The sequence below is a fragment of the Rhodopseudomonas sp. genome (genome assembly GCF_048594845.1).
Classification (GTDB): domain Bacteria; phylum Pseudomonadota; class Alphaproteobacteria; order Rhizobiales; family Xanthobacteraceae; genus Rhodopseudomonas.
In genome coordinates, this window is sequence record NZ_JBMDXE010000161.1 from 53,425 (window position 1) to 65,143 (window position 11,719).

Annotated in this window: 10 protein-coding genes and 1 riboswitch; of the genes, 8 read left to right on the forward strand and 2 right to left on the reverse strand. The window is 67.1% G+C overall.

The window, feature by feature from the left end:
• Positions 1-69 precede the first annotated feature (69 nt).
• From rlmN to argG, 4 genes are all read left to right on the forward strand, one after another.
• The gene (gene rlmN, locus ACOJTD_RS10180; RefSeq protein ID WP_420132800.1) at positions 70-1,263 is read left to right on the forward strand and encodes a 23S rRNA (adenine(2503)-C(2))-methyltransferase RlmN; all 1,194 of its coding nucleotides are present in this window, start codon (positions 70-72) and stop codon (positions 1,261-1,263) included.
• Between the two features lie 196 nt (positions 1,264-1,459).
• Positions 1,460-1,981: a hypothetical protein gene (locus ACOJTD_RS10185; RefSeq protein WP_420132801.1), complete on the forward strand. Its 522-nt coding sequence runs from the start codon at positions 1,460-1,462 to the stop codon at positions 1,979-1,981.
• 47 nt (positions 1,982-2,028) lie between these two features.
• Entirely contained in the window at positions 2,029-2,805 is a 777-nt protein-coding gene (locus tag ACOJTD_RS10190) for a phosphatase PAP2 family protein (RefSeq protein WP_420132802.1), read from the forward strand.
• A gap of 89 nt (positions 2,806-2,894) precedes the next feature.
• Positions 2,895-4,232: an argininosuccinate synthase gene (argG, locus tag ACOJTD_RS10195; RefSeq protein WP_420132803.1), complete on the forward strand. Its 1,338-nt coding sequence runs from the start codon at positions 2,895-2,897 to the stop codon at positions 4,230-4,232.
• Between the two features lie 204 nt (positions 4,233-4,436).
• On the opposite strand, the gene ACOJTD_RS10200 is transcribed toward argG, so the two are convergent.
• Together ACOJTD_RS10200 and ACOJTD_RS10205 are read right to left on the reverse strand one after the other, a co-directional pair.
• Positions 4,437-5,018, reverse strand: a complete 582-nt coding sequence (locus ACOJTD_RS10200; protein ID WP_420132804.1) for a thermonuclease family protein — start codon at positions 5,016-5,018, stop codon at positions 4,437-4,439.
• A 119-nt stretch (positions 5,019-5,137) separates the two neighbouring features.
• Entirely contained in the window at positions 5,138-5,356 is a 219-nt protein-coding gene (locus ACOJTD_RS10205; RefSeq protein ID WP_420132805.1) for a DUF1674 domain-containing protein, read from the reverse strand.
• A 162-nt stretch (positions 5,357-5,518) separates the two neighbouring features.
• Between ACOJTD_RS10205 and ACOJTD_RS10210 the strand changes: the two genes are divergently transcribed.
• From ACOJTD_RS10210 to purH, 4 genes are all read left to right on the forward strand, one after another.
• Positions 5,519-6,871, forward strand: coding sequence for an RsmB/NOP family class I SAM-dependent RNA methyltransferase (locus ACOJTD_RS10210; protein WP_420132806.1), 1,353 nt, complete (start codon positions 5,519-5,521; stop codon positions 6,869-6,871).
• A gap of 324 nt (positions 6,872-7,195) precedes the next feature.
• Positions 7,196-8,950, forward strand: a complete 1,755-nt coding sequence (locus ACOJTD_RS10215) for a heparinase II/III family protein (RefSeq protein ID WP_420132807.1) — start codon at positions 7,196-7,198, stop codon at positions 8,948-8,950.
• Positions 8,951-9,020: 70 nt separating this feature from the next.
• Positions 9,021-10,190, forward strand: a complete 1,170-nt coding sequence (locus ACOJTD_RS10220; RefSeq protein ID WP_420132808.1) for a GAF domain-containing sensor histidine kinase — start codon at positions 9,021-9,023, stop codon at positions 10,188-10,190.
• Between the two features lie 88 nt (positions 10,191-10,278).
• Positions 10,279-10,360, forward strand: a riboswitch (ZMP/ZTP riboswitch).
• Positions 10,361-10,385: 25 nt separating this feature from the next.
• Positions 10,386-11,719 (forward strand): bifunctional phosphoribosylaminoimidazolecarboxamide formyltransferase/IMP cyclohydrolase (gene purH / locus ACOJTD_RS10225; RefSeq protein ID WP_420132809.1); only part of this gene is annotated, 1,334 nt, incomplete at its 3' end.

Here is an 11,719-nt window from a genome sequence, read left to right on the forward strand (position 1 = left end):
TTCGGCTGCTCCTCAGGATGAGGATGCTGTGCTTGTTGCGGGCCTGCCGCCCGCCTGAACCGGACCGCCATGACCCTTGCCGCCGCCGTGCTGGAAAAGACCCCGCTCGAAACCTACGTGCCGCCGGCCAAGCCGTCGTTGGTCGGGCTGTCGCGGGCCGAGATTGCCGACAAGCTCGGTGCCATCGGCGTGGCGCCGCCGCAGCGCAAGATGCGGGCGCAGCAGCTCTGGCACTGGATGTATGTCCGCGGCGCCAAGAATTTTGCGGAGATGACCAACGTCTCCAAGGAGATGCGCGCGCAGCTCGCCGAACATTTCACCGTCGACCGGCCCGAAGTGGTTGCCGAGCAGATCTCCGCCGACGGCACTCGCAAATGGCTGCTGCGGCTGCCGAGCGGCAATGATGCGCAGAAGGCCCACGAGGTCGAGTGCGTCTACATCCCCGAGACCGACCGCGGCACGCTGTGCGTCTCCAGCCAGGTCGGCTGCACGCTGAACTGCTCGTTCTGTCACACCGGCACGCAGCGGTTGGTTCGTAACCTCACGCCCGGCGAGATCGTCGGCCAGGTGATGGTAGCGCGCGACCGACTTAACGACTGGATTGACCGCGAGACGCCGAACGGCAACCGCCTCGTCACCAACATCGTGATGATGGGCATGGGCGAGCCGTTGTACAATTTCGACGCGGTGCGCGACGCGCTGCTGATCGTCACCGACAACGAAGGCATCGGCATTTCGCGGCGGCGAGTGACACTGTCGACGTCGGGCGTGGTGCCGAACATCAAGCGCACCGGCGACGAGATCGGCGTGATGCTGGCGATCTCGCTGCACGCGGTGCGCGACGAACTGCGCGACGAGTTGGTGCCGCTCAATCGGAAGTATCCTCTCAAGGAGTTGCTGCAGGCCTGCCGCGACTATCCGGGCGCCTCCAACGCGCGCCGCATCACCTTCGAATATGTGATGCTGAAGGGCGTCAACGACTCGCTCGACGATGCGCGGCGGCTGGTGCAACTGCTCAAGGGCATCCCGGCCAAGATCAACCTGATCCCGTTCAATCCGTGGCCCGGCTCGAAATACGAGTGCTCGGCTTGGGACCAGATCGAGAAGTTCTCCGAATACGTCTTCAACGCCGGCTACTCCTCGCCGGTGCGCACCCCGCGCGGCCGCGACATTCTCGCCGCCTGCGGGCAGCTCAAGAGCGAGACGGAAAAGCTGTCGGTCCGCGAGCGCGACGCGCTCCGCGCCATGGCGATGACGGATTGATGTGCGCGCTTCTCGCCTCGGCCCTCATGGTGAGGAGGCGCGTCAGCGCCGTCTCGAACCATGAGCTTGTGGCGCTCGTCCTTCGAGACGCGGCCAAGCGGCCGCTCCTCAGGACGAGGACTTCGTGCCTTGCGCCCGCCGTCATGGCCGGGCTCGTCCCGGCCATCCACGCCTTGGCCACACGCAAGGCCGCGCCATGTCGCTGATCGGCCACTTGTTCGCGATCGCGTTCGGCTTCCTGTTCGCCTCGCTGGCGGCAGGCGTGATCGTGGTCGGGGCGATGCTGTTTCCCGAGATCAGCGCGCTCACCGACGCGCCGCTCGATCAGGACACGATGAACATCGTGCTCGGCTTCGGCTTCATCTTCGTGTCCGGCTTCGCGCTGGTGCCGGCGCTGATCGTGGTGTTGATCACCGAGGCGTTCTCGATCCGCAGCGCGCTGGCCTATGCGATCGGCGGCGGCCTTGTCGGGGTCGGCTGCTATCTCGGGCTGGTGCCGTTCGATCCGGCGACGCTGCATTTCGACGGCATCGTCCGGCGGCATCTCGAAATCCTGACCGGCGCCGGCATCGTCGGCGGCCTGGTATATTGGCTGATCGCCGGTCGCACCGCCGGGCTGTGGCGTGATCCGCCGCGGCCGTACGCGCCACGACCCGCGCCGCCGCAACCGTCGCGGCCGCCGCAATCACCGCCGGCGGCGCCGCCGCCTGCAGCCTAGCGTCGCGCCGGCTTTTCATCCCCGACCGCCTCGGCTAAACCCCCGCCATGAACCGGACCGGACTTGTCATCGCGCTGGCGCTGTTTGCCGTGATCGGGCTGCTGTTCGGGCTCTATCCGGAGCTCGACATGAAGCTCGCGGCGCTGTTCTACGACCCTGCGACCAGGCGCTTCCCGATGAGTTCCGTCGGCCTCGCGGCGTTCTCGCGCGATGCGGCGATGTGGATCGCCTGGGCGTTAGCGGCGCCGTCGCTGGTCGCCTTCGTGGTCAAGATGGTGCGGCCGGACAAGCCGCTGCTGGTCAAGGGGCGCACCATGGCGTTCCTGCTGATCAGCATCATTCTGGCGGCCGGCATTCTCACCAACCTGACCTTCAAGACCCATTGGGGCCGGCCGCGCCCTGCCGCGGTGGCCGAGTTCAACGGCCCGTGGCAGTTCAAGGCGTGGTGGGATCCGCGCGGCGCCTGCCCGAAGAATTGCTCGTTCTTCTCCGGCGAGGGCGCCACCGCCTACTGGACCTTTGCGCCGGCCGCGCTGGCCCCGCCCGCGGTCCGGCCCTACGCCTACGCCGCCGCCTTCGTGTTCGGCACCGTCACCAGCGGGCTTCGCATGGCGTTCGGCGGGCACTTCTTCACCGACGTGGCGATCGCCGGGTTGGTGACCTTCCTGGTGATCTGGCTGCTCTATGCGTTGATTTACCGTTGGGCCTGGAGCCGGACCACGGACGAACGCGTCGACGCCGCCCTGACCCGCGCATTCTGGCCGCTGTACCGTTGGCGGCAAAAGCGCCGCGGCCACGACGTCGGCCCGGCGCCAGCCGTCTAGACCCCAATACCAGCGATTAAACGCGTGCCCGGCGGCACGAAGTTTGGTATGCGCGCAGCCAAACCCCGCCCCAGCCGATTGGAATGTCCATGACCACCATCCTGAAAAGCCTGCCCAAGGGCGACAACGTCGGTATCGCGTTCTCGGGCGGGCTCGACACCAGCGCGGCGCTGCTGTGGATGAAGCAGAAGGGCGCCAAGTTGTTCGCCTATACGGCAAACCTCGGGCAGCCCGACGAGGCCGATTACGACGCGATCCCCCGCAAGGCGATGGAGTTCGGCGCCGAGAAGGCCCGCTTGGTCGACTGCCGGACCCAACTCGTGCACGAAGGCATCGCGGCGATCCAGGCCGGCGCCTTTCACGTCTCGACCGGCGGCCTCACCTATTTCAATACGACCCCGCTAGGCCGCGCCGTCACCGGCACCATGCTGGTGTCGGCGATGCAGGAAGACGGCGTCAACATCTGGGGCGACGGCTCGACCTACAAGGGCAACGACATCGAGCGATTCTATCGCTACGGCCTGCTGACCAACCCCAGCTTGCGCATCTACAAGCCGTGGCTCGATCAGCAGTTCATCGACGAACTCGGCGGCCGCGCCGAGATGTCGGCGTTCATGACCGCCAACGGCTTCGCCTACAAGATGAGCGCCGAGAAGGCGTATTCGACCGACAGCAATCTGCTCGGCGCCACCCACGAAGCCAAGGACCTCGAGCACCTCGATAGCGGCATCAGGATCGTCAATCCGATCATGGGCGTGCCCTTCTGGCGCGACGATTGCGCGGTGAAGGCCGAGACTGTCAGCGTGCGGTTCGAGGAAGGCCAGCCGGTCGCGCTCAACGGCAAGACCTTCAGCGACGCCGTCGCGTTGTTCTACGAAGCGAACGCGATCGGCGGGCGTCACGGCCTCGGCATGAGCGACCAGATCGAGAATCGCATCATCGAAGCCAAGAGCCGCGGCATCTACGAGGCGCCCGGCATGGCGCTGCTGCACATCGCCTATGAGCGGCTGGTCACCGGCATCCACAACGAAGACACCATCGAGCAGTATCGCATCAACGGCATGAAGCTCGGCCGCTTGTTGTATCAGGGCCGCTGGTTCGACTCGCAGGCGCTGATGCTGCGCGAGACCGCGCAGCGCTGGGTCGCGCGCGCCATCACCGGCGAGGTCACGTTGGAGCTGCGCCGCGGCAACGACTACTCGCTGGTCAACACGCAGAGCCCGAACCTGACCTACGCGCCGGAGCGGCTGAGCATGGAGAAGGTCGAGGACGCGCCGTTCACCCCGGCCGACCGCATCGGCCAGCTCACCATGCGCAACCTCGACATCGCCGACACCCGCACCAAGCTCGGCCTCTACGCCAAGAGCGGTCTGCTGTCGGCCGGCGAAGGCACGCACATTCCGAAGCTGGAAAGCAATAAGGGCTGACGCCCAACGACGTCATTCCGGGGCGTTCGCGCAGCGAGCGAACCCGGAATCTCGCAGTTGTTGAACGACAGACCGTGCCCCGACCATCGTCATTCCGGGTTCGCACGAGCTGACGCTCGCGCGCCCCGGAATGACGATTGCGGGAGAAGCCCGCGGGGTGAGCGGCTCGGGTCCGCCGCGCAGACGCCGCGTACTACGTACTAACTACCGTGTCCCGCACCACCCCTCGCGGTGACCGCCGCCGTAAGCGCGCGCGTAGCCGCCTTCAAGCAGGGCGGCTGACACGCTCGGCGTGCGCTTCGTCGCAACGTCGGCGACGACGCGGCCTTCGTATTTGTCGGGACCGATATTGTAGATCGCCACCTCGCCCTGGCGCAGCAGGTTGCGCAATGCGTCCTTCGCGGCTTCGGCGAGTTGCAGTTCCTTGGCGCATTGCGCCTTCAGCTCTGGCGCGTCGATGCCGCGCAGCCGCACGCGGGTGACGAGGTCGTGGCCGGGTAGCATGTGCACCCGCGCCTCGAAGGTGTCGCCGTCGATCGTGTACAGCACGTCGACCGGATGGCGGACGGTCGGATTGCCGGCGCGCCGCCACACCGTTTCGGCGTCTTCCGGATTGGCCCGCGAGATCGGTGGCGTGCCCCATGGCCAATGGATCCAGTGCCGCGCCGGCAGCATCGTTCCGGCCGCGATGCCGAGCACGAACACCCATGGCAGAATCGTCGACATCCGCCCGCGCCAAGGCAGGCGCGCGATGGGAACGCGATTGGGTTTGGGGCGAAAGGACATGGTCCGACGTTAGCGCGAGTCGGAGCCCGCGAGCAGGGATCGACGATTGTCGATTTCAGATGTTGCGTTCCGGCAAAATGTTCGCAGGTGGGGAGCTGCGGCTCTGGTGCGAACGGCAGTCAGAAATCCGACGCGATGCCCTTCACTTCCCAATCGCCAAAGCGGGTCGGCTCGGGGCCTTTCGGGCCCTGGAACTCCTTGGCGCGGGCTTCGGCATGCCGGGCCGCTTCGACACGGCGAGCTTCGGCTTCGGCGAGCGCACGCTTGGCCGCCTCCGGCAATTCCTTGCGAGGAGCTTCGGGAGTGGCGGGCGGGGTCTTGGGATCAGCGTCGGTCATGGCTCGGCCTTTCGTCGTCTGCGCGATCTAAGTCCCGTTATCCTCAGGCGCAACATCCAGGCTGTGGCGATTCTTAGAATCGGCATATTCGCCTGCCATCTCTGTCCGGCGCCGCTTCACAGAGCGCGCCGCTTCCTTCCTCCAGTGTGATACCTTTCCCCCATGCCCGCTCAAAGATTCGCCCAGCCGTCCGAAGTGCCGGGTCTGGCCGCTCGCCGGGTCGCCGCCGACATTCTCGATGGTGTACTCGGCAAGCGCCGCACGCTCGACGAACAGCTCGAGGGGCCGGCTGCGCATCCGGGACTTAAGACGCTGGCGGACCGCGACCGCGCGCTGATGCGCCGGCTCGTGGCGACGATCCTGCGCCGGCTCGGCACGCTCGATCATGTGCTGGCGAAAATGCTCGACCGGGGCGTTCCGACCGATGCGCCGCGGGCGCGCAGCGCGCTGCTGATCGGGGCGGCGCAGATTTTGTGGATGGACGTGCCGGATCATGCGGCGGTCGATCTTTCGGTGCGGCTGGTGCAGTCGGACCGCCGTGGAGCCAAATATACCGGCCTGGTCAATGCCGTGTTGCGGCGCTGCGCCCGCGAGGGCCAGCCGCTGGTCGATGAAGTCGCCGGCCAGGCGCTCGATGTGCCGGCCTGGCTGATGGCGCGCTGGAGCGCGCATTACGGCGAGGAGGCTGCGCGCGCGATCGCGGTGGCGATCAGTCACGAGCCGTCGCTCGACATCACGGTGAAGTCCGACCCTGACCATTGGGCCGGCCGGCTGTATGGCGAGAAGCTGCCGACCGGCACGGTGCGGACGCTGCTGCAGGGCTCGGTGAAGATGCTACCCGGCTTCGACGATGGCCAATGGTGGGTGCAGGACGCCGCCGCCGCGCTGCCGGCGCGGCTGTTCGGCGATCTCGCCGGCAAGGCGGTGGCCGATCTGTGCGCCGCGCCGGGCGGCAAGACCGCGCAATTGGCGCAGGCGGGCGCGCGCGTCAGCGCGATCGACCGTTCGCCCGCGCGGGTGGCGCGGCTGCGGGAAAATCTGGCGCGGCTGTCGCTTGAAGCGGAGACCGGCGTGGCCGATGCCACCGAATGGCGAGCCGATGCGCCGGGCAGTTTCGACGGCGTGCTGGTCGACGCGCCCTGCGCCTCGACCGGGACGATTCGTCGGCATCCCGACGTTGCCTGGCTGAAGCAGGAGGCCGACATCGGCGCGCTGGCGGCGGTACAGAACCGCTTGCTGCACAAGGCGGCCGCGTTGCTGCGGCCCGGCGGCACGCTGGTCTATTGCACCTGTTCGCTGGAGTCGGAAGAGGGCGAACAGGCGATCGCCAAGCTGCTCGCCGAAGAGCCCGCCATGCGCCGCGTCCCGGTGGCGGCCGAGGAGGTTGCCGGCCTGTCCGAATTCATCACCCCCGAGGGTGATGTGCGCACGCTGCCGTCACACTTGCCGCATGCCGATCCGCGGCTCGCCGGCGTCGATGGTTTCTTCGCGGCCCGGCTGACGAAGTCTCTGTAATCTCTCGGAAAAGAAACTGCCGCGCGGATCGCGCGGCGCCTCCGGACATCGTCCGTCCACACCCAGCCCAACGGCAGGGTGTGCGGTGGCCGATTCCGGACTAAAAGGATTCGAAACGAATTTTCGTTAATCCGAGGTTGCTTTGGTTCACAACATCCTTTCGTGTCCGCTGCGCAGATGTCCTCAGAGCTGTTTCAATCAGAGCTGGCTTCATCGACTGCGTCCTGGCGCGCGAAGGTCGTCGACGCCTTGTTGAATCTGAAAATCTCTGGTCGACGATCGCATAAAGCCGATGCGGGCCATGAACCGGGAGCCCTAGCAATCGTGTCGTCCGCTCACCGCCGACGGATCTCGAGCCTGGTCGTGGGCCGCTTCGCGCGGACCATGGTGGCGCGTGCGTCCGGCGGTTCGGCGGCGCTGACGCGGCTGTGGCCGGGTCGCACCGACCGGCTGATCATCGCCCCACACGATCTGCGCACGGCCGACGCCACCCGCGCGGCCGAGATCTATGCGGGTCGCTTCGTGTTCGCCGGCAAGATCGTCACCTCGCATGGCCGCTCGATCTTCGACATCGAGCCGCCGTCGGACGACTGGGAAGCCGCCTTGTTCGGATTCGGCTGGCTGCGCCATCTGCGGGCCGCCGACACCGCCATCACGCGCGCCAATGCCCGCTCGCTGGTTGACGACTGGCTCGGCAACATGGCGCGCCACCGCCCGGTCGGCCGTCGTCCGGAAGTCACCGCCCGGCGCGTGATTTCGCTGCTGTCGCAGGCGCCGCTGGTGCTGTCCGACACCGACGGCAAATTCTATCGCCGCTATCTGCGCGGACTGACTCGCGAGATCCGTGCGCTGCGCCACGCGCTGCTCGACGTCTCGGACGGTGTCCCGCGGCTGCAGGTCTCGGTCGCGCTGTGCTACGCGTCGTTGTGCCTCGCCAACCAGGCCCGCAACATCCGCGGGGCCACCAAGCGGCTGTCGGACGAATTGCAGCGTCAGATCCTGCCCGACGGCGGTCACGTCTCGCGCAATCCCGGCGCGCTGATCGAACTGCTGATCGATCTGTTGCCGCTGCGCCAGACCTTTGCGGCGCGCAACATCGCGCCGCCGCCGGCGCTGCTGAACGCGATCGACCGGATGATGCCGATGCTGCGGTTCTTCCGCCACGGCGACGGCGCCATCGCGCTGTTCAACGGCATGAGTGCGACGCCGTCGGATCTCTTGGCGACGCTGCTGGCCTATGACGACAGCCACGGCACGCCGATGGCCAGCATGCCGCATTCCGGCTACCAGCGGATCGACGCCGGCCCGACGCTGGTCATCGTCGATGCCGGGCTGCCGCCGCCGCCGAACGTCAGTCAGGATGCGCATGCCGGCTGCCTGTCGTTCGAACTATCGTCCGGCCCAACCCGCATCGTCATCAATTGCGGCATGCCCGGCACCAATCGCGAGAGCTGGCGCGCGTTCGCCCGTTCCACGCCGGCGCATTCCACCGTCACCTGCCACGACACCTCGTCCTGCAGCTTCGTCGAGCGTTCGGCGATGAAGAAACTGCTGCAGGGCGCGCCGATCGTCAGCGGGCCGAGCCATGTCGAAAATCGGCGCGAAGAGGTCGCGAACGGCGTGCTGCTCACCACCTCGCACGACGGCTACCGCGACGGGTTCGGCGTGCTGCACCAGCGCGTCATCATGGTGAAGCACGACGGCAGCCGGGTCGATGGCGAGGATACGCTGACGCCGGCGCAAGGCGGCCGCCACCGCGCCGCACAGGCCGATTACGCGCTGCGCTTCCATCTGCATCCGCAGGTCAAGGCCAGCCGGCTCAGCGACGCCAAAGGCGTAATGCTGGTGCTGCCCAACCGTGAGGTGTGGACCTTCGAGGCCGCAGACGACAAGGTGGAGCTGGAAGAGAGCGTATTTCTGGCCGGCAATGACGGCCCGCGACGCTCGGCCCAGATCGTGGTCCGGCAGAATTCGATCGAAGCGCCGAGTGTGCGCTGGAGCTTCATCCGCTCCAGTTCCTCGCCCCAGGCCACGAGCGCCCGCCGCGCGGCCCGCCGGGAGCCGGAACTGCCTCTGTAGATTCCCGATGGTAATTGCCATCCGTCCGCGGTAGCCCTGGATCCGGGATCGGAACCGGCAAGCGAGAGAGATGCAGGACGGCATTCAGGCCGATATTGACGCTGTGCAGCGGATCGACGCCGTACCGCGGATTCTGGAGGTCGTCTGCCGTACCACCGGGATGGGGTTCGCGGCCGTCGCACGCGTGACCGAAAGCAAGTGGGTATGCTGCGCGGTCCGCGACGAGATCGCGTTCGGCCTGGTGCCGGGCGGCGAGCTGCAGCTCGAGACCACGATCTGCCACGAAATCCGTCAGAGCCATCGGGCGGTAGTGATCGACCACGTCGCCGAAGACGAGCTGTTTCGCCATCACCACACGCCGGCCCAATACGGCTTTCAGAGCTATATCTCGGTGCCGATCATGCGGGCGAACGGCGAGATGTTCGGCACGCTGTGCGCGATCGACCCGCGACCGGCGATTCTCAACACGCCGCAGGTCACCACCACCTTCAAGCTGTTCGCCGAGCTGATCGGCATTCATCTGGACGCGCTCGACCGGCTGCAGACGTCGGAAGCGCGGCTGCTCGACGAGCGCCAGACCGCCGAACTGCGCGAGCAGTTCATCGCGGTGCTCGGCCATGATCTGCGCAATCCGCTCGCGGCGATCGACGCCGGCACCCGCGTGCTGGAAAGGTCTCCGGGGCGCGCCGCCGAGGTGCTGGGGCTGATGCGCAACGCGGTGACGCGGATGTCGGGCCTGATCGACGACGTGATGGATCTGGCGCGCGGCCGGCTCGGCGACGGCCTGTCGCTGCGCGACCGTATCGCGCAGCCGATGCTGCCGGTGGTCGAGCAGGTGGTGTGCGAAATACGCGCGGCCGCGCCGGAGCGCCGGATCGAGCTGGAGGCCGATCTCGCCGTCCCGGTGACCTGCGACGCCGGCCGCATCGCTCAGCTGTTGTCCAATCTGCTCGCCAACGCGGTCGCCTATGGGGCAGCGGATCGGCCGGTCCGGGTGCTCGCCCGCTCCGATGCCGAGCGGTTCGAACTCGCGGTCTGCAACGCCGGCGAGCCGATCCCCGAGGCGGCGCTGAAGCGGCTGTTTCAGCCGTTCTATCGCGGCGAAGCCGAGCCGGCCAAACAGGGGCTCGGCCTCGGCCTGTACATCGCATCGGAAATTGCCCGCGCGCATGGCGGCACGCTCGCCGCAAGCTCGACCGCGCAGGAGACCCGCTTCGTGCTGAGCATGCCGGTGCGCTGACGGTCGTCCGCGCGCGATGCAGGTCCGACCTGCGCGGCCAGCAACCTTGGTCGCCGTTGTCGCGTTCGGCGAAAACTGCTAACCAGACGGCGTTTCGCGCGACTGGCGACCAAGGATGGAGCACCATCGGGAAGCGCGGAATGGATCTGCCGCGCGCCTGGGCATTTGTTTCCTTCACCCAAGAGGATCCTGCCCATGAGTCCGACTCCCCGCCGCGTCACCCGCGCCCTGCTGTCCGTTTCCGACAAGACCGGCCTGATCGATTTCGCCCGTGCGCTGGTCGGCCACGGCGTCGATCTCGTGTCCACCGGCGGCACCGCGAAAGCGATCGCGGCTGCCGGCCTGCCGGTGAAGGACGTCTCCGATCTCACCGGCTTCCCGGAGATGATGGATGGCCGCGTCAAGACGCTGCATCCCAAGGTGCATGGCGGCCTGCTGGCGATCCGCGACAATGCCGAGCACAAGCAGGCGATGGCCGACCACGGCATCGCGCAGATCGATCTGCTCGTCGTCAATCTGTATCCGTTCGAAGCCACCGTCGACAAAGGCGCCGGCTACGAGGACTGCATCGAGAACCTCGACATCGGCGGCCCGGCGATGATCCGCGCTGCCGCCAAGAACCACGACGACGTCGCCGTGGTGGTCGAGGCCAGCGATTATCAGGCCGTGCTCGACGAACTCGCTGCTAACAACGGCGCCACTACGCTCACTCTGCGCAAGCGTCTCGCCGCCAAGGCCTATGCGCGCACCGCGGCTTACGACGCAGCGATCTCCAACTGGTTCGCGCTGCAGCTCGAGCTCGACGCGCCGGACTTCCGCGCGATCGGCGGCCGGCTGCTGCAGTCGCTGCGCTACGGCGAAAACCCGCATCAGAAGGCAGCGTTCTACGCCACGCCGGAGAAGCGCCCCGGCGTCGCCACCGCGCGCCAGGTGCAGGGCAAGGAACTGTCCTACAACAACATCAACGACACCGACGCCGCCTATGAGGCGGTCGGCGAGTTCGATGCGAAGCGCACCGCGGCCTGCGTCATCGTCAAGCACGCCAATCCCTGCGGCGTCGCCGAGGGCGCGAGCCTGCTCGACGCGTACCAGAAGGCGCTGGCCTGCGATTCCGTTTCGGCGTTCGGCGGCATTGTGGCGCTCAACCGCACCCTCGATGCCGAAGCCGCGCGCGCCATCACCGAGATCTTCACCGAAGTGATCATCGCGCCGGACGCGACCGACGAGGCGATCGCGATCGTCGCAGCGAAGAAGAATCTGCGGCTGCTGCTCGCCGGCTCGCGGCCCGATCCGCGCGCGACTGGGCTGACCTACCAGACCGTCGCCGGTGGTCTCTTGGTGCAGTCGCGCGACAATGCGGTGGTCGACGACATGGCGCTCAAGGTCGTCACCAAGCGGCAGCCGACCGAGGCCGAACTGCGCGATCTGAAATTCGCGTTTCGTGTCGCGAAGCACATCAAGTCGAACACGATTGTTTACGCGAAGGACCTCGCCACGGTTGGCGTTGGCGCCGGCCAGATGAGCCGTAT

Excerpts from the sequence above, each read along its gene's own strand:
- ACOJTD_RS10220 (WP_420132808.1), top strand. The coding sequence starts at position 9,021 with ATGCAGGACGGCATTCAGGCCGATATTGACGCTGTGCAGCGGATCGAC.
- ACOJTD_RS10200 (WP_420132804.1), bottom strand. The coding sequence starts at position 5,018 with ATGTCCTTTCGCCCCAAACCCAATCGCGTTCCCATCGCGCGCCTGCCT.
- ACOJTD_RS10190 (WP_420132802.1), top strand. The coding sequence starts at position 2,029 with ATGAACCGGACCGGACTTGTCATCGCGCTGGCGCTGTTTGCCGTGATC.
- ACOJTD_RS10210 (WP_420132806.1), top strand. The coding sequence starts at position 5,519 with ATGCCCGCTCAAAGATTCGCCCAGCCGTCCGAAGTGCCGGGTCTGGCC.
- ACOJTD_RS10205 (WP_420132805.1), bottom strand. The coding sequence starts at position 5,356 with ATGACCGACGCTGATCCCAAGACCCCGCCCGCCACTCCCGAAGCTCCT.
- ACOJTD_RS10185 (WP_420132801.1), top strand. The coding sequence starts at position 1,460 with ATGTCGCTGATCGGCCACTTGTTCGCGATCGCGTTCGGCTTCCTGTTC.
- argG (WP_420132803.1), top strand. The coding sequence starts at position 2,895 with ATGACCACCATCCTGAAAAGCCTGCCCAAGGGCGACAACGTCGGTATC.
- rlmN (WP_420132800.1), top strand. The coding sequence starts at position 70 with ATGACCCTTGCCGCCGCCGTGCTGGAAAAGACCCCGCTCGAAACCTAC.